Source organism: Cysteiniphilum sp. QT6929, from assembly GCF_030035755.1.
Taxonomy (GTDB): domain Bacteria; phylum Pseudomonadota; class Gammaproteobacteria; order Francisellales; family Francisellaceae; genus Caedibacter; species Caedibacter litoralis.
On the sequence record NZ_CP103983.1, the window covers coordinates 702,392 to 720,483 of the forward strand.

General features: G+C 37.9%; 20 protein-coding genes. 6 read left to right on the forward strand and 14 right to left on the reverse strand.

The genetic code is table 11. The features are described from left to right. Nucleotides 1-41: 41 nt before the first annotated feature. Nucleotides 42-1,184, forward strand: coding sequence for an HRDC domain-containing protein (locus NYP54_RS02940; protein WP_283157097.1), 1,143 nt, complete (start codon nucleotides 42-44; stop codon nucleotides 1,182-1,184). Between the two features lie 57 nt (nucleotides 1,185-1,241). Next, the gene (locus tag NYP54_RS02945; RefSeq protein WP_283157098.1) at nucleotides 1,242-1,583 is read left to right on the forward strand and encodes a DUF2845 domain-containing protein; all 342 of its coding nucleotides are present in this window, start codon (nucleotides 1,242-1,244) and stop codon (nucleotides 1,581-1,583) included. Nucleotides 1,584-1,589: 6 nt separating this feature from the next. On the opposite strand, the gene purC is transcribed toward NYP54_RS02945, so the two are convergent. Together purC and NYP54_RS02955 are read right to left on the reverse strand one after the other, a co-directional pair. Beyond that, entirely contained in the window at nucleotides 1,590-2,297 is a 708-nt protein-coding gene (purC, locus tag NYP54_RS02950; RefSeq protein WP_349293347.1) for a phosphoribosylaminoimidazolesuccinocarboxamide synthase, read from the reverse strand. Nucleotides 2,298-2,324: 27 nt separating this feature from the next. Further along, on the reverse strand, nucleotides 2,325-3,383 hold the full coding sequence (locus NYP54_RS02955) for a hypothetical protein (protein WP_283157100.1): 1,059 nt from the start codon (nucleotides 3,381-3,383) through the stop codon (nucleotides 2,325-2,327). Between the two features lie 182 nt (nucleotides 3,384-3,565). Between NYP54_RS02955 and NYP54_RS02960 the strand changes: the two genes are divergently transcribed. Both NYP54_RS02960 and NYP54_RS02965 read left to right on the forward strand, forming a co-directional pair. Beyond that, nucleotides 3,566-4,681 (forward strand): hypothetical protein, encoded by a 1,116-nt coding sequence (locus tag NYP54_RS02960; RefSeq protein WP_283157101.1) that lies wholly within the window; start codon nucleotides 3,566-3,568, stop codon nucleotides 4,679-4,681. Between the two features lie 105 nt (nucleotides 4,682-4,786). Next, a complete protein-coding gene (locus NYP54_RS02965; protein WP_283157102.1) occupies nucleotides 4,787-6,037 on the forward strand; it encodes an MFS transporter in 1,251 nt (416 codons plus the stop codon). Here the strand turns inward: NYP54_RS02965 and NYP54_RS02970 are convergent. Further along, a complete protein-coding gene (locus NYP54_RS02970; RefSeq protein WP_283157103.1) occupies nucleotides 5,994-7,283 on the reverse strand; it encodes an MFS transporter in 1,290 nt (429 codons plus the stop codon). The genes NYP54_RS02965 and NYP54_RS02970 overlap by 44 nt on opposite strands. 187 nt (nucleotides 7,284-7,470) lie before the next feature. Further along, nucleotides 7,471-8,424, reverse strand: coding sequence for a DNA-directed RNA polymerase subunit alpha (locus NYP54_RS02975; protein WP_151193227.1), 954 nt, complete (start codon nucleotides 8,422-8,424; stop codon nucleotides 7,471-7,473). A 271-nt stretch (nucleotides 8,425-8,695) separates the two neighbouring features. Here NYP54_RS02975 and NYP54_RS02980 point away from each other — a divergent pair, with 271 nt between their 5' ends. Next, nucleotides 8,696-9,541, forward strand: a complete 846-nt coding sequence (locus tag NYP54_RS02980; protein ID WP_283157104.1) for a 2OG-Fe(II) oxygenase family protein — start codon at nucleotides 8,696-8,698, stop codon at nucleotides 9,539-9,541. Between the two features lie 22 nt (nucleotides 9,542-9,563). Then, complete coding sequence (locus NYP54_RS02985) at nucleotides 9,564-10,196, forward strand: phosphatase PAP2 family protein (RefSeq protein WP_283157105.1); 633 nt, start codon at nucleotides 9,564-9,566, stop codon at nucleotides 10,194-10,196. Nucleotides 10,197-10,368: 172 nt separating this feature from the next. On the opposite strand, the gene NYP54_RS02990 is transcribed toward NYP54_RS02985, so the two are convergent. The 10 genes from NYP54_RS02990 to hisD all read right to left on the reverse strand — a co-directional run bounded on the left by NYP54_RS02990 (nucleotide 10,369) and on the right by hisD (nucleotide 18,080). Continuing rightward, on the reverse strand, nucleotides 10,369-11,064 hold the full coding sequence (locus NYP54_RS02990; RefSeq protein WP_283157106.1) for a hypothetical protein: 696 nt from the start codon (nucleotides 11,062-11,064) through the stop codon (nucleotides 10,369-10,371). Between the two features lie 15 nt (nucleotides 11,065-11,079). Further along, the gene (hisIE, locus tag NYP54_RS02995; RefSeq protein WP_283157107.1) at nucleotides 11,080-11,697 is read right to left on the reverse strand and encodes a bifunctional phosphoribosyl-AMP cyclohydrolase/phosphoribosyl-ATP diphosphatase HisIE; all 618 of its coding nucleotides are present in this window, start codon (nucleotides 11,695-11,697) and stop codon (nucleotides 11,080-11,082) included. A gap of 8 nt (nucleotides 11,698-11,705) precedes the next feature. Next, nucleotides 11,706-12,479, reverse strand: coding sequence for an imidazole glycerol phosphate synthase subunit HisF (gene hisF, locus NYP54_RS03000; protein ID WP_283157108.1), 774 nt, complete (start codon nucleotides 12,477-12,479; stop codon nucleotides 11,706-11,708). Beyond that, nucleotides 12,473-13,198 (reverse strand): 1-(5-phosphoribosyl)-5-[(5-phosphoribosylamino)methylideneamino]imidazole-4-carboxamide isomerase, encoded by a 726-nt coding sequence (hisA, locus tag NYP54_RS03005; RefSeq protein ID WP_283157109.1) that lies wholly within the window; start codon nucleotides 13,196-13,198, stop codon nucleotides 12,473-12,475. The genes hisF and hisA overlap by 7 nt, the downstream gene beginning before the upstream one ends. A 12-nt stretch (nucleotides 13,199-13,210) precedes the next feature. Next, nucleotides 13,211-13,498: a type II toxin-antitoxin system RelE/ParE family toxin gene (locus NYP54_RS03010; RefSeq protein WP_283157110.1), complete on the reverse strand. Its 288-nt coding sequence runs from the start codon at nucleotides 13,496-13,498 to the stop codon at nucleotides 13,211-13,213. Then, nucleotides 13,486-13,758, reverse strand: coding sequence for a CopG family ribbon-helix-helix protein (locus NYP54_RS03015; protein ID WP_151193220.1), 273 nt, complete (start codon nucleotides 13,756-13,758; stop codon nucleotides 13,486-13,488). Before NYP54_RS03015 ends, NYP54_RS03010 begins: the two co-directional genes overlap by 13 nt. A gap of 264 nt (nucleotides 13,759-14,022) precedes the next feature. Next, entirely contained in the window at nucleotides 14,023-14,625 is a 603-nt protein-coding gene (hisH, locus tag NYP54_RS03020; protein WP_283157111.1) for an imidazole glycerol phosphate synthase subunit HisH, read from the reverse strand. After that, a complete protein-coding gene (hisB, locus tag NYP54_RS03025) occupies nucleotides 14,622-15,692 on the reverse strand; it encodes a bifunctional histidinol-phosphatase/imidazoleglycerol-phosphate dehydratase HisB (RefSeq protein ID WP_283157112.1) in 1,071 nt (356 codons plus the stop codon). Before hisB ends, hisH begins: the two co-directional genes overlap by 4 nt. Then, nucleotides 15,679-16,764 (reverse strand): histidinol-phosphate transaminase, encoded by a 1,086-nt coding sequence (gene hisC, locus NYP54_RS03030; RefSeq protein WP_283157113.1) that lies wholly within the window; start codon nucleotides 16,762-16,764, stop codon nucleotides 15,679-15,681. The genes hisB and hisC overlap by 14 nt, the downstream gene beginning before the upstream one ends. Continuing rightward, nucleotides 16,749-18,080, reverse strand: coding sequence for a histidinol dehydrogenase (gene hisD, locus NYP54_RS03035; protein ID WP_283157114.1), 1,332 nt, complete (start codon nucleotides 18,078-18,080; stop codon nucleotides 16,749-16,751). The genes hisC and hisD overlap by 16 nt, the downstream gene beginning before the upstream one ends. Between the last annotated feature and the right edge of the window lie 12 nt (nucleotides 18,081-18,092).

Here is an 18,092-nt window from a genome sequence, read left to right on the forward strand (position 1 = left end):
GTTTGTAAGATAAAGCATTTGTAAGATGACAGTCACCCTCAATGATTACAAATAGCAATGATTTACAACACATTATGCCGCTATTGATGGCAGAATCAATAATAGCACTAGATACTGAATTTTATTGGCGTAATACCTATTATCCTGAGTTATGCCTTATCCAAATCGCAACAACCGATCATATCTATTTGATTGATGCTTTATCAGCTGAAATTAACTTACAACTACTTAACCCACTCTTTACAAGTAAGCACACACTTAAAATCATGCATGCAGCCGAGAATGATATCAAAATTTTGAGACATTACTTAGATTGTGAGTTTAATAGCATATTCGATACGCAAATTGCTATGGCATTTCTGGGACATGATCATCAATTGTCACTTAGTAACACGCTAAATCATTTAGGGTTTGATGATTTAAATAAAGATGAGAAGATGTCTGACTGGCGTAAGCGCCCTTTATCTAGCGCGCAAATAGCCTATGCCACATCTGATGTTATCTCCTTAATTCAATGTCAAAAATTACTAACAGATAAGCTTAAACAAACACCATGGTCGAAGGCTTTTGAAGAAGAGATGCAATTTATCCAAAAGATGCATTTTAATAACACACAAGATGCTCCCTTAAAATTCAAGCATCATCTTGCACGCCTAAGTGCATCTGCTCGCACGCATTTAATCCAATTATCAATTTGGCGCGAAGCGTATGCACAAAGTAGGAATTGGGTAACGCGTTATGTACTTTCAGATCAAGAGCTCGTCAACCTGGCTAAGTTAAACCCTCAAGATCTGCAAACTATTGCCGAAAAACATATTCTGTCGCATAAGAAAGTACAGCGTTTTGGCGCTGAGCTTATCCAGCTATTACATGTAGCAAACACTCAATATGATATGAGTTTGATTGAGCGCACACGAATTAAAATCAACAAAGAGCTCTTACTGCTGTGCTTTGAATACCTAGCTGAAATCGCTGAGAAACAGCAATTGCCAATAGCATTAGTTTCATCAAAGCAGGAGCTCAAGCACTTTCTCTATCAAAAGCTTATTAACCCTCAACACATGGGTAGCAATAAACTAAATAGTGGTTGGCGCTTGCAATTTTTTGGTCAGCTGATTACTGATTATGCATATCAACAATGCTCAATATTGGGACTTCCTTACAATAAAATCTTGACGAATTAAAATGATATTCTACGCTTAAGAGTGCCTCGCATAATTTATCAACTAAGGAGAATACTTATGAAGAAATCGTCTTTTTTGTTACTTATTCCAGCGAGCTTGCTCTTTATTGGCACCAGCACTTACGCTGCCACAGACAGCAAAGCACCCACATCCACGCCAACCATTCAATTAAACTGTAATGGGAGCGTATTGAACTTAGGGCAGACTCAAGCTGAAGTCACTAAAGCCTGTGGTGAGGCTAGTTCTACCAGAAGCTCTAAGAAACATAACAGCACATCGCTATATTATAAAACACCTGAAGCCACGGCTTCCATCGAGAATAAAACCAAACTTAAATTTGTTAATGACAAGTTAGTTGAAATTTCTTATGAGCGTGAAAATAAAAAATTTGATGATTGAAAAAGCTTATAAAACCAAGCCAATACGTTTAGCAACCGTTTTATAGTGACCAATCACATCACCGAGATCTTGGCGAAAACGATCTTTATCAAACACTTCTTTTGTTTCTTTATCCCACAATCTACAACCATCTGGACTAAACTCATCCCCCAATAGGATCTCATTTTTAAAACGTCCAAACTCTAGCTTATAGTCAACCAATAACAATCCAGCTTCATCAAAAACGCTAGATAAAATATCATTGACTTTGAAAGTGGCTTCGCGCATAAACTTAATTTCTGATGCAGTTGCCCAGTTAAAGCTTAAAATATGCGATGTATTAATCATTGGATCACCCAACGCATCATCCTTTAAAAAGAATTCAAACACCGGTTTATCAAACTTCATGCCTTTTTCAAGACCTAAGCGTTTACAAATCCCACCTGCTGCATAATTGCGCACCACACACTCAACAGGGATCATTTCAAGGCGTTTCATCAAACTTTCATTATTATTTAACGTTTTAACAAAATGCGTTTTCACTCCCTCTTGTTCAAGCTTTTGCATAATATAAGCATTAAAAAGATTGTTAACACGCCCTTTATCTTTCAGCGCTTCTTTTTTAACACCATTAAATGCTGTGGCATCATCACGATATTCAATAATAACATAATCGGCATCATCACTCTGATAAACGGACTTAGCTTTTCCTTGGTATATTAATTCTTTAACCATTTTCATTATCCTTTTATTACTTTCTAGTTATTTAAGTGGGATATGTGATGCAATCGCAGATAAAATCGGCTTTGCCTTATCCACTGGAATTAATACTTGTTTGGTATCAAACAATGAAACTCTTAATTGTTTTTGCTCTTCTCTGAAGAAGTTACGCCAATTACTCATATCACTAAATATCGAGCCATTTTGTGTATATGGATACAAATACAATAAGTAGCTTTGATCTTTGTTATCTTCAAATAGAATCGTCTGCTCCTTAGCATCATAGGCAACGTATTTATAGCCTGCTGCTTTTAATGCACTCTCCAAGGTCTTTCTTGCTAGCGCTTCATCACCAACAAAGACAATAGAGACAACTTCATCCTTGGTATAAAGCTGGAACTTTAAGCCATTCTCACTATTGATAAAACCAAACTGTGCATTGACTAAAGTTTCTTCAGTGACTTTTTGACCTTCTATTGATTTTTGGATTTGCTCAACAATGCTACTTGCTTCCTTAGTGACCGCAGGTTTTTCATCCATATTAAACAAGGATAACTCAGCGCGTCTAAATTCATTTTTAACCTGCGCGATAAACACATAGTAAAACTCGCCAGAAGCTTTGTCTTTAACCACAAAGCGATTATTATCTTTGTCTGCTTTTTCAAGTGTCACATTCGGCAGTTTATCTTTTAATGCCGATTCCACAATCATCCATGTCACCGCGTGTGGTTCATAAATAACTAATTTAGCTTGATTATCTTTATCATAGTTTAATTTCGTTGTAACAACATAAAGCTGCTTTTGCTCAACCGTACTCACATCATAATTCGATGCGAAATTAGGTGGTAACATCGCATTTTGCGCCTGAGATAATTGATTCTTAGTAAAGCTTGTTTGCCCTTCAGGAATTACAAGTGCTGGGTGAATATTAGGATCCGTTGAAACTGATTTTGGTACTTCCAATGGCTTGTTTTGTTCAACGGGTTGACGCGCATAATCAAAATCACGGTTACGAAAGAAATTACTGGTTGACGCGCACCCTGCCAAGGTACTGATACTTAAAATTGCAAGTGTACATGCAGTGATTTTATTAAATTTCATGACTACTTTACTTGGAAAAAGGTAAATGCATTATACACATGCAAAGCTTAAATACGCACAGGATTTTAGCGCAAAAGTCCTAGTTATTTAAAAAACTAATACCCCTATTAGGAATACTAATTTCCATAACTGATCAAAAAACAGTAAATTTCTCCCCGCAACACAAACACACGGAGAAGAAAATGAAAAAATTAAGTTTAATAATTGCTAGCAGCTTTATGTTATCAACAACAGCTTTTGCAACAAAAAATGTAATATCTAATGATGTTGCGAAAGCAGTTACACACGTCAACGATGTAAGCTTTTCAGATCAAGAAGGTACTGAAAACATTCAACAACTTAAAAAATTAGTGCAAAATGCCAAAGCAAACAACTATATTGCTGCCGTTGTCAATACTGCCAATTTAGTTTCAATAACAGCACCACAATATAATGCTTTTAACACATCTCAAGATCTATATAACATGTCAGATAATCTTGCTGGTTTTACCAACGCGTTAAAAGCAGTTGTTAATAATTATCCGATGCTTGACAAGATGGATCAGGCGCTAACACAAGCATACACTGAGCTACAGGCAGCTTGGGACCATCGCGTTACCTTCCTAAATGGTGAATCAGGAGAGCACAAAGCCTATGAGTTTAATTACTTATTAAATTACCTGACTGTTAACGGCGTTAATGTTTTGCAAAAAGGCAAAAGCATTGATGAAACCAAAGACTTTTATGTCAAGCTAAACACTCTAGCTTATAGCATTCCAACAGATGCCTTTAATAGCTATTATCAAGCTCGTGATATGGCAGTTGAAGCAGTTTATTCTATCAATAAAAACATGGTTGTTTCTGCTTTGCAGAACGTACAAAGTAACGCAAAAGTTCAAAAGCTATCTGAAGCAACTAACGATATTGATATTGCTATTAATGATTTCCTAAATTTAAGCTACAGCTTTAAGTTTTTGGGCAAGACCATTGAGATTAAATTAATTCCTGATCAAGTAAAAGATATGGTACACAATGCTCTGCAGAAATCTGGCTTTAATGACACTAAAAATGCGCTGAACTTTCTTTTAATCTCAACAGCCGAAGGTCAAAAAAATATTCCATTAGCATCAGATTACAATAACATTAAAGACACTCAGGACAATAACGTGTTTGCACGCTTAATGGTTACCTTATCAACGATGCTTTCACAAAACATTAATAACAATATGCAAGATCCGCAGTTCCATATCACTGACGAGCAAGCTTATTATGTAATCACCTATCAACTTGCCGAACTGGTTAATAAGAATCTCGTGTAAGCAACAACATTTAATGAAAACTTAAAACACTCTTCGACATTTGATCTGTTTTTCAGTATAAAAGGCACATTAAAAAAATGAAAAAAATGCGCTAGCGATAAACTTATGATCAGACAACGAAATATACTTGCCGCTTGGATTTGCTTTCTTGGCGGCTTTTTTGTGCTCTATCAATTCCTGCTGCAAGGCTCAACCAGTTTAATGGTGCCAACATTAATGCGTGATTTATGCATTAACCTCACTGAGATCGGCTTTTTATCTTCTGCTTTTTTTTACCCTTATATTCTTTTGCAAATCCCCTCTGGTTTTATCATTGATAAAATTGGACCTAAGAAAACCTTATTTATTGGCGCACTTATCTTAGGTCTAAGCACATTAGGTTTTGCTTTTTCTGAAGGCTTTGCCACTGCGAATATCTCGCGGATTATCATGGGTATTGCAAGTGCGCCAGGCGTTGCATGTGCGATGTATCTTGCTGCACGCTGGTTTCCCAAGAGATTCACTATTGTCGCAGGTCTGATTGAAATGATGGGCATGCTAGGCGGTGCTGCTGGCGATTACTTTCTAGAACATGCGATAAATGGTTATGGTTGGCGCACCGCGATGATTATCTGCGCTGTTATTGGTTTAGTGCTTGCTGCCTTGATTTTAATTTTCGTTAAAGGAAATGCGCATGAATACTGTAAATCACAAAAACAAGACAACTGTCAAACACATACCTTAAAGCATTTTGTGGCATTATTGAAGAATAGTGACGTATGGCGTTATAGCTTATTTGGTGGTTTAATTTTTACCATTATCAGCGCCTTCGCTTCTCTTTGGAGTATTGGCTTTATCCAAGTGCTTTATCCTGAACAAAGCAGTCATGCATCACATGCTACGGCACTGATTTTTATTGGGGCAGCATTAGGAGCTGCATCCAGTGGTTGGCTTGCTAATAAAATTCGCTGTATTCATGTTATGCAACTATTTAGCGTGCTCGCACTGATTAGCTTTATCATCCTTTTATATATCGCAATTCCTTTTTATCTTGGCAATATTTTGCTTTTTCTACTTGGCTTTGGTTCTGGTGCTTATATTCTACCCTTTGCCTCGATTGAGAAACTATCTCATCCTGATGCTCAAGGTATGGCAATGGGCTTTACAAACATGGTCATTATTGGACTAGGTGGTCCGATACTGCAACCTTTAATCGGTTGGATTTTAAGCTGGTATCAATCAGCTTATCAGTGTAACGCTAACACCTTAGGCGGATTTCAAACGGCACTATTGCCTATCTTAATTGGGCTAATTATTGCCGTGATCTTAAGCTTTATTCCTGCAAAGTCGGCAAACGTTTGCAATACGTCTCTTTAATTGTTAATAATCCAATAACAAACGCAATGGCAAAAAACACAGTGCAACCAATAGTAAGTGCGACTTGATAACCATGAACACTGATATTCTCGCCACCCTTAGAAAATTGATTTAACACAATACCGGTGACGTTCTGCGCAGCCCAAGCACCTAATAACACAAACATATTATTAAACCCCACAGCAGTTGCCGTTAATGAGGCGGGAACATTCTCAATCATAATGGCAAAAGATAAGGTTTGCGCACCTGCTGCAACCCCAAGCAAAAACATTAAAATTGAAAATATCACATAGCTATCAATCGCTAGCCAATTAAGTAGCAAACTAATAACGACACCAAATACAGCGCAGCCTAAAAGCACGTATTTGCGCCTACCTAATCTATCTGATAATAGTCCAACGAGTGGACTACCTAGACCTAGCCCAAGCCAGACGAATGATACTGTACTTGCGGATATCGTTTGGCTAAAATAATGCTCCAAATAACCAACACCACTCATTGAACCAATGACTTCAACCGCCGGATAAACAAAAAAAGCAAAGATCGCGATTAACCACACCTGCTTTATTTTGATTAACATCACAAGTTTTTGTTTAACTGTTAATGTACTCTTGTTATTTAATTCTATCTTATCTACTTGACGTTTAGATTTATCTCTAACAAATAAAAAGAAAAACAACGCCAAAACACATCCGGCAACAAATACACCATGGAAGATTAATCGCCAGTCATTATCGGTCACAACAAGCATTAGTACAAAAGGGGCACCCGCTAGAATAGGACCAATCATTCCAAGTATTTGCGTCATACCACCCATAACACCTAAATGCTGATGCGGAAACCAATCGAGAATGATCTTAAACATCATCGCAAAAGCAAATGCAGATCCCAAGCCTATGGCAAAACGCCCAATCCAAGCGACAGCTGCTGTGGTTGCAAAGCTAAATAGCAAAGCACCAAGCGCGGTAACAATAATGGCAAAAGTACCAACCTTGCGCACGCCAAAATGATCAATCAGTATTCCTACCGGCAGTTGCATTAAAGAATATGCCAAAAAATACGCTGATGAAATACTACTCACCGTTAATGCATCTAAATTAAGGTCATGAGCAAAAACAGTATTCATCGAGCCAAATGAAGCACGGCAAAAAAACTCATATAAAAAGAAAATACCCGCTAATGAGAAAAAGAACCAGCCCTTAAAAAGCTTACGTGAGAAAAGATTGGGTTGAACTAATGACGACATGTGGTGATTTTTTAGATTTAAGGTGTCTTTAAATTACCACAGCTAACGATATAAAAAAATAAAATTAAATGAATTTAGGCTTCGACTAATGCTCAGAAAACGCCTATCGTACCCTGAGCAAAGTCGAAGGGAAGATATTAGACAAAAGGAATATATGGCTTCGACTAACGCTCAGCCAATGTTTGTTTTAGATCAACTCTTTTGGCCAATCATCAACGATGGTGCCTAATGAGTAACCATAAGAAGAAAGCTTTTCTTTGATTTCATTTAACGATTTGCGTCCAAAGTTAGGTGTTTTCATCAGTTCAGACTCGGTGCGCTGTACTAATTCACCAATATAACGAATATTCTCTGATTTTAAGCAATTTGCTGAACGCACCGTTAAATCCAACTCTTCAACTGTTTTCAATAAGAATGGATCAATTTGCGGTTCTTCTTCAACATACAGACGCTCTGCTAACTCTGCTTCATCGACGATATTTGACATTTGCGTTTGAATTTTTTGTGCTGCCAAACTCAATGCCTCAGACGGTGTTAAACTACCATCTGTTTTAATCTCAAGAATTAATTTATCTAAGTCAGTTTTTTGAGCAACACGCGCATTTTCAACATTATATGTGCAACTTACAATCGGTGAATAAGACGCATCTAACATAAACCAGCCATCAGCAAACGCTTGCTCTGCAGCAACATAACCGACACCTAAATTAATTTGCCCGTCGATTGATAGTTTTTCTTTACCTTCATATTGGCAAATATAAACATCAGGATTCAAGATCTCTAAGCCTTCAGAAACCGTTAAATCTGCTGCATAAATATCTTTTGCCTTACCTGAAAGTTTAATCGCAATCTCAGCTGATTTATGCTCAGGTGAAAGCTTAAACTCAATTGCTTGCAAATTAAGTAAAATCTCTTCAATTGTTTCAGCCGTTGGCAGTTTAACCGATAGATCATCACCATCATTGAACTTAACACGTGTTAATGCAGCTCCTGCCAATGCATTAGCTAAAATCTGCTTTAATGAGAATCCAAGCGTGTATCCAAAACCACGCTCTAAAGGCTCCAAAATAATCTTTGCTTCTTTATCATTTTTCTCGAGATTATTCACTGTTGTCGGATGCAGCAAATGTTCTAATGCCATCGTTTTATATACCCTTTTGTTTATATATCTTACATCTCAATACCTTTTGATTACCTGATCAGTTCAGGCATCAATCAGCACGATTTGATAAATACAGATGTCGAAATTTTGCAGCATTCTATCAAATTTTTTCTAAAAAACCTAAAAGAAATTGACATTTGATCAAAACTTATTGACACCTGCCAAGTATAACGGCTTCTCTCCTTGACAGACTTCGCATTGCAATCTAGCATGCCAACGTCATATTAAATCAATAAAGCAGGTATTTTTAATGGAAATTTTAAGTGTTGATTACTACGCAGATAATGCGCCAAAGCGCTTTACCGACTCGTTGAAACAAACAGGCTTTGGGGTATTGGAAATACACCCTATCGACTGGCAACTTATCGAAGATGTTTATAGTGAGTGGCGTGAGTTTATTAACTCAAAAGCCGCACATAATTACTATTACGATAAGAGAACCCAGGATGGCTACTTTCCGATGGATATCTCAGAAACAGCCAAGGGAGAGACCGCTCGTGATATCAAACACTATTTCCATTTATACTTTCCAAATGGTCGCTATCCTAAAGAAGTCTCTAACAAAGCACGTGAGCTTTTTGATAAACTTTTTAAATTGGGTAAAACATTACTGCAATGGATCGATGATCATATGGATCCAGAGACTTCCAAGAAACTGCATATGCCATTAGTCGAGGCTTTGTCATTTGATCGCACGTTGTTTCGCGTATTGCATTACCCTGCGATCAAGGGTGATGAGGAACCAGGCGCCATCCGTGCTGCAGCGCATGAGGATATCAATTTAATCACCCTTTTACCCGTTGCCTCTTCACCTGGCTTAGAAGTGTACTCACATAAAGAAGATAAATGGTATGAAGTGCCTTGTAAACCGCAATCTATCATCATCAACATTGGTGATATGCTGCAAGAGATGACCAACTTTGAATACATTGCTACCAAGCATCGCGTGGTTAAACCTGAAGGTGAGGCACAAGGCGTTGATCGCATGTCAACACCTTGTTTTATGCATGCCAAAGCCGATGTTTATTTATCTGAAAAATATAAAACGGCTGATATCTTCTTGGATGAACGCTTGATTGAACTTGGGGTTAAATAGCTTCATAAGGAATTAATTCAACATGACCAATAACTTCAAAAAATTGATTAAAACCACCCTAATCTATGGCATTATCACGTTTGTCATATGCGCAATAAGCTATATCTATTTTGATCGTTTACTCGTGACATCAATTAGTGAACAACTGCAACATAATATTTTAATTAAGCTCTCAAATATTCTCTCTTTTATTTTTGATCCTAATAACTGGTTTGTTCTTTTCATCATTCTTGTGATTATCTGTATATGGCAAAAAACACGTGGCAAACTCAATCCACGTTTATTGGTATGGACCATGAGTTTGTTTATCTCTATTGCTGCGGCAACAGTGCTAAAAGTGACGCTGGCACGCTATCGCCCTGAGCTATTCTTACAAGAGGGTTTATATGGCTTTCACTGGTTATCACACAAGCGCTTATTTAATAGTTTCCCATCGGGGCATGCCACGCTTGGATTTGCAGGATTACTCGGGTTAGCTTATTTAGTACAAAATAAGAAATTTACGGTGCTATGCATCATCATCGCACTTATTATCACCATTAGCCGAATTTTAAGCTCAGAGCATTATCTAAGTGATGTGTTGGGTGGCGTTTATATCGGGGTCTTTAGCTATCTTTGGGCAAAAGCACTTTGCCATAGGGAATCATCATCATAAACGCAAAAATACAAAACATATGGGCAAACGAATAATCAGGGAATGGTTTAGAAATGGTGTCAATATTGCTGATCGAAATATGAAAACAGTTGAGGAGAGGAAAAACATCTTCGACCAGCTGTTTGGTAGTGTAGGCGTTTAAACTTAACTCAAACTTAATGGTTTTGTTTTTTTAGTTTTTCTTGCTTTTCTTGTTTATCTTCTCCATTTTTCCGAAAAGTTCTTTTAGCTCTTCAGCATTTTGTTCACCCCAAAGTAATATAAGTTTGAAATCGTTGAGTTTTGCTTCTTCAGTTCTAAATGAACCTACCCATAGCCACAAAAAGTACAAAAATATCGTTAGAACAATCAGAGCTTGTAACATCATATTACGAGGTAATTTATCAAAAAAGGCTCCTAAGGCCACAAAAAATATAGCAGCCACAACTGAAAGAACTGGATGTTGCAGTATTTGAAGCCTTTTATACTCTGCTTCCTTTGTAATTCTATTAGCAAGTTCGACTAAATATTCTGGGTTATCTAGTAAATCAGGGCACTTCTCATAAAACATAAAATATTTTGTGCTACGCCAGTATAGCTTTTCTCTTTTATAGAGTAATAGCATAGCACCATTTAAATTGTAGTAGCGAATAATAGCTCTATCCAGATAGAGTATATATATTACAGTTAAAGCCATAAAACCCATTAATAAAATCACTTTCATCCATACGTTATTTATAAAAATACTCAGTATGAGTCCTAATATACCTAACATCCATAGAGCAAAAATAGCTTTGAGTAGCTTACTATTAAATCTAAATGGCAATAAAATTCGATATATCTTAAGTTTTTTAAAGCTATCAATACGCTTGTAATCCATTAACTTCATCTCATAAACCTTAAATCAATGCTTATTTTCTCTTAATTGTAAAACATTAATCACATCCTGCAGAGATAACTCTTTTTCTCTTAGCAATACGAGCAAATGAAAGATCAAATCAGCACTTTCATTTTTAAGCTCGTCTATATCATTCTTCATTGCGGCAATTACGGTTTCAACACCTTCTTCACCAACCTTTTGCGCAATTCGCGACACACCACTAGAAAAAAGGCTCGTGACATAACTATTTTGCGGTTTATCTTTTTTGCGTTGTTTGATGGTGTTTTCCAATCGAGTCAATACGCCATATGGATGATCATAGGTTTTATCAAAGCAGCTCTCGGTACCCTTGTGACATGTCGGCCCCACAGCATCAACTAGCGCAACAAGGCTATCTCCATCACAATCTATAGCGATATCAATGAGCTTCAAAACATTGCCACTTGTTTCACCTTTTTGCCACAGCCTTTGTTTACTGCGACTGTAAAAAGTTACAAAGCCAGTAATCATCGTCTGTGATAAGGCCTCTTCATTCATGAATCCTAACATCAGCACCTTGCCAGAGGTGCGACATTGCACAACAACAGGCACCAAGTGATTCATTTTCTGCCAGTCAATTTTGTTTAAAATAAGTTTATCCACATTTATCCTTAATTCGACATTCTAATGGTTTGATCATGTGTTTTGAGATAGGCTTTAAGCTCATGAATATCAATACTACCACTGTGAAAAACACTCGCAGCAAGTGCACCTGATACCCGTGTTTTTTGAAATACATCATTGAAATGCATCATTTCTCCGGCACCCCCTGATGCGATTACAGGGATATTAACCATGTGTGAAATTACCGCCAAATGCGCAATATCATAGCCATTTTTAACCCCATCTTGTTGCATGCAGTTCACGACAATCTCACCGGCACCTCGTTTAGCGACTTCCTTTACCCAATCTTTTGTTCTACGTGTGGTTTTTAGCGTTTTTTCAACATCACCGGTATATTGACAGACAACATATTCACCATCGATATCATTGCTATCAACACCAACGACAACACATTGCTGACCAAAAGCATCGACTAATTCATCAATAAGCTCTGGACGCTCTAGTGCAGGCGAGTTAATCGATATCTTATCCGCTCCAGCATTCAAAATAATGCGCGCTTGATCAACACTACGAATACCTCCCGCCACACAAAATGGGATATTAATCGCTTTGGCAATATCGGTTACCCACTGCGGGGAGACAGCTTGTTTACGCGTACTTGCGGAGATATCATAAAACACCAACTCATCGGCACCTTGCTCACTATAGTACGTGGCTAACGTAACAATATCACCGACAATGCGATGATTCTGAAATTTTACACCCTTTACCACTTGATCATTTAATACATCCAAGCATGGAATAATGCGTTTTGTCAGCATGCTAATGCCTCATTTAAGCTAAATTTATTTTCATAAAGCGCGCGTCCCACAATCACATTCTGCACCTTGGTTTTTTTGAGATTGTGCAAATCAGCCAAGGCACCAATACCACCAGATGCTTGAAAGGAAATGCTTGGATATTTAGCTACCAATTCTTGATAAAGTTGTGTGTTAGTGCCTTGTAACATGCCATCTTTGCTAATGTCAGTACATAGCACGTGCGCTAAATCATATGCTAGATAATAGTCAATGACATCATATAGACTTTGATCACTGGTATTAACCCAGCCATGTGTTGCAACCATCGGTGTGCCATTAACGATATTAACATCAAGTGCTAATATAATTTTATCCGCACCAAAGCGCTTAATAAAGCGCAGCGTTTGGTCATAATCTTTTACAGCAATGCTGCCTAGCACCACACGATCAACACCGATTGATAATAAATCATCGATCGTTTCTTCATCCTTAATGCCACCACCAACCTGCATGATTGACGTCGTACTATTGCGAATACGTTTAATCACATCAAGCTGATTAAGCCTACCTTGTTTTGCACCATCCAAATCAACAACATGCAAATAGTTAGCACCACTTTGTTGATAATTCACTGCCATTTTTTCAGGTGTAACCGTATATTGGGTAACGGCATTAAAATCACCTTTTTGTAAGCGCACACACTGACCATTGATTAAGTCTATTGCTGGGATAATATTCATTTATTTCCTCTTTTAATAACCTGCTTCTTTCTGATGTTTAAATGACAAAACATGACAAATATCAGTCATCGCTTCATATCTGTATAAAACCGCATAGCCAGAATCACCAAATGGAATAATCAACTCCCGAAGATAATCAGATAATGGTCTACCAATTTCTGGCGTCTCTTTAAGTAATTGAATATACTTGGCGATTTCATGTGCTGCGCGTTGACTTGCCAGAGTATTTCTGGACTCAAGAAAAGATTGGCAACGCTGAATCCCTTGTAAAGCACCTTCTGTAATTTTTATTTGTGACATTTAGGTGCAGGCTCCTCACTATCAGTTCCCCAAGTTTGCAACCAGCGAATGGCCTCATCTCCAGTAATATGTAAGCCTGTTTCTTGAAAAGACTGCCATGAAGCCAATGCTTCCTGCTTAAATTGTTCTTTCTTTTCTTCTTTTAAAACATACTCATTAATTGCCCGCATCATAATCCAATGTGGCGTTCTGTCTTGTAATCGTGCAAGCTGCTGAATCCGTCCTTTTAAATCATCTGAAATTTTTAGTGATGTTGACATAATATGCTCCTTATAACACTAGGTAATACCTAGTATCATTCTAGACTACTAATAACTAATATCCAAAACTTTTTAGTTTTTCAACTTTTTAACCTTTAGATTTTCGGGCTATGACCATATTCCTACCCACTTTAATTGTGTAAGCTTTGGCTGAGCGTCAGTCGAAGCCTCTATGAAGTGTTATACCCACTTCGACTAATGCTCAATGCACCGCTTCGACTTACGCTCAGGGTACAGTGATCACTTGTGGGTAAATATTTAGTCTTAACCAATTTTCGTAATAAAATTTTTCAACAGTTGCTCACCCACTTTACCTGATTTCTCTGGATGAAACTGCATACCATAAAAATTATCTTTATTAACCACCGCACTAAAGTGATTAATATAATCGTTATACGCTATGGTAAACGCTGTAGGTTCAGCATAAAAGCTGTGCACATAATAGACATAATCATCAGGATTAATACCAGAAAACAAGGCATTGGTATTATGTGCTATATCATCAATCAATAACCGATTCCAGCCCATATGTGGAATCAAGGCATCACTTGATTGAAACCTTTTAACGCTACCGGGGATGATTTTCAAACACTCAACCATGCCCTCTTCTGAGAACTCATGCATCAACTGCATTCCTAAACAAATACCTAATACAGGTTGTGTAAGTCTTGGAATCAGCTGATCTAATTGATGTGACTTTAATGCCGCCATCGCTGTTTTGGCATGACCCACACCTGGCAAAATCACATAATCCGCTGCTTGAATAACCTCATGATCATGCGTTAATACGACACTTTGTCCCAAGCGCTCTAACGCATATTGGATTGAGGCAAAGTTACTGCCACAACAATCAATAATTGCAATCATAACACCCCCTTGGTACTTGGCATATCTAACGAGGTCTTTGCCACCGCTTGCTTTAAGACTTTACCCAAGGCTTTAAATGCCGCTTCAATCATATGATGCGTATTGTGCCCTTTAAGTTTAATATGCAAGGTTGCCTTTAAGCTCTCTGCCAGTGAGTAAAAGAAATGACTAACGAGCTCAACCGATAGATCACCAACTTTATCACGCTTAAAATCAGCCTCAAATAAACAACAAAATCTCCCACTTAAATCTAAAGCGATCTCAGCACTTGCTTCATCCATGGGTAGCAAGAAACCGTAGCGCTGTATGCCTAATTTATCAGCCAAAGCTTGAGATAATGCTTGTCCCAAAGTAATGGCAATATCCTCAACCGTATGATGATCATCAATATGCAAATCCCCTTGCGCTTGAATATCCATGCTAATGCCTGAATGTTTTGCCACTTGCTCAAGCATATGATCTAGAAAATCAATACCACTATGGATATTTATTTTGCCTGCTTGATCCAAGTTGACTGACACGGTGATGTCGGTTTCTTGTGTTTTACGCGTAATCGTTGCCACTCTTGGCGTGTAAAGAATATGATTTTTAATCGTTAACCAATCAGGATATTTCTCATTTGTAATTTGAATGCCTTTAATCCCTAGATTATCAGCCAGTTGAAGATCCGTTAACCTGTCCCCTATGACATAACTGTGATCGCGATTGATACGCTGATCACGCAAATAGGACATGAGTAACCCCACTTTTGGCTTGCGACAATCGCAATGATCGTTATCAAAATGCGGACAAATTAGAATATCTTCAAAAATAATCCCTTGCGATTTAAGGACTCTCAACATCAACTCATGTGGTGCGTTAAAATCACTCTCTGAAAAAGAAGACGTACCTAAACCATCTTGATTACTAACCATAACCAGCTTAAATCCCGCCTGTTGCAAGGTAATGAGCGCATCAAACACACCCGGTAGAAAATCAAGCTTATCAATATGATCAATTTGTTTATCTTCTGGCTCGATAATGATTGTTCCATCGCGATCTATAAATAAATATTTATGCTGTTTCATTGTTAGCACCGATAGTTCCTGTGTTTATATTTTCTAATGCCTTAATAAGCTTATTTACTTCTTCAACAGTCCCTATGCTAATACGCAACATCGTTTCATCATTAAATACCTTTGCCATTGATCTGACGATAATGCCTGCCTGACATAATTGGTTGAATATATCCACTTTAAACTGCACTAATAAAAAGTTAGCTTGTGAGGGATATACTTTATTAACCAATCTTGATGCTTGCAGGTATTGAAATAAAAGCGTCCGCTGACTAATCGCTTCATGTATTTTGTTTTTGACTAATGCTAAACGCGCAGGTTGCAATGCAGCTACTGCATTTTGCGCTACCGACAGTGCTATGGGGTAAGGTGCAATCACCTTTTTGATCAAACTCACCAAACGAGCATTAGTGATAACGGAGCCAACACGTTCTGCCGCCAAACCATACGCTTTGGATAAGGTTCTAAGAATGACTAAATTATCATATTGCTTAATTAAGCTTGCTGCACTTTGCTCGCCACTAAATTCAATATAGGCCTCATCAACAACAATCATGCTTTTGTCGGCTAATGCAAGACATAAGCTTTCGATATCTTCTCGCGAGATTAAGTTTCCAGTCGGATTGTTCGGTGAACAGATAAACACAAGCTTAATATTTGGCTTTTTATTTATCTCTTTTAATAAATCATCAATATCAAGTGCGAATTCATTCGTGGGATCAAGTGCATATTCAACATACTCCACCCCTTGTAAACGTGCGCTGACCTGATACATACCAAAGGTTGGTTTAAACGCCATAATGGCATCTTGTTGATAGGTGCAAAATAATCGAACCAATAAGTCAATGCCCTCATCACTGCCACGTGTTACCAATATTTCGTCTTGATCCACTTGATAAAGTGTCGCTAAAGCATTCACCAACTCTTGTGGTTGCGGTTCAGGATAGCGATTAAAACCTTCTTCAGATAAATCATAGGGTAATTCATTGGCATTAAGCCATATATCACCTTTAAGATTTAACGATCGGGCGGAAGAATAGGCACTAAACTCAGCTAAATCTTGACGAATCAACTTCTCAAACATGTCGCCTCCGCTGTATTTTCAAGCGCTTTAAGACGCAGATCAACTGCTAGTTTATGTGCTGTTAAGCCCTCAATATCAGCTAATTGTGCTGCTAAGTCACCAATAGCTAATAATCCTTTTTCATCGACATATTGCACACTCATTGCTTTCATAAAATCAATCGTTGATAAACCGCTAAATGACTTAGCATAACCATATGTTGGCAACACGTGATTTGACCCGGTGACATAATCACCTAATGCTTCAGCCGCCCATTGCCCGACAAATACCGCACCGGCATTATGGATTTGATCAATATACTTTTCAGGATCTCCCACCTGCAAAATCAAATGCTCAGGCGCGTAGTCATTAGCAAGTACAAAAGCATCTTCTAAGGTCTTAACCACTAAAACACGACTATGCACTAATGCTTCTTTGATGATGTCGTGACGCGTTAATGTACTTAACTGTTGGTTGATGGCAGCTATCACCTCATTGGCTAATACATTACTGGTTGTTATAAGTATTGCTTGAGAATCAGCACCATGCTCCGCTTGTGCCAGTAAATCTGCTGCGACAAATTGAGCATTTGCTTGCTTCTCAGCAATCACCAAGACTTCAGAGGGACCCGCTGGCATATCAATTGCAGCTCCGTCAATATCATCAGCAACAAGCATTTTAGCTTTGGTTACCCAACTATTACCTGGACCATAGATCTTATTGACTTTAGTGACTGATTCCGTGCCATACGCCATCGCTGCAATCGCTTGAGCACCACCTATTTTATAAATTACATCAACACCACATAAATCAGCGGCGACTAATAATAATGGGTGAATTTTGCCTTGTGCATTAACCGGTGTGCAAACATTTACTTGCTTACATCCTGCTGCTTTTGCTGGAATTGCCAGCATAATAAGGGTTGAGATCAATGGCGCACTTCCGCCAGGCACATATAAGCCAACGCTCTCAATCGCGCTAAAAACTTTATGACAACAAACACCATCCTTGCTATCAACTAGCGTATTTTTAGGTTTATTGATTTCATGGTAGTTTTTCACTCTGGCAATAATATTTTTGATTAACTCAATGTCTTTATTGCTAACTAGCGCATACGCTTCTTTTATTTCAGCTTTTGCTACAGATAAATCATCAAGCACACAGCGATCAAAGCGCGCAGTGTAGTCAAATAGCGCTTGGTCTTTCTTGCGTTTTACTTCATTAATAATCGCTTCAACTTGTTGATTTAAGTCATTACTATTAACTTGTGGCGCACGCTTAAGAAGAGATTGCCAAGCGGGTTTATCATCGATATTGATTTGATAGGTTCTAATCATCTTTCATTCTCA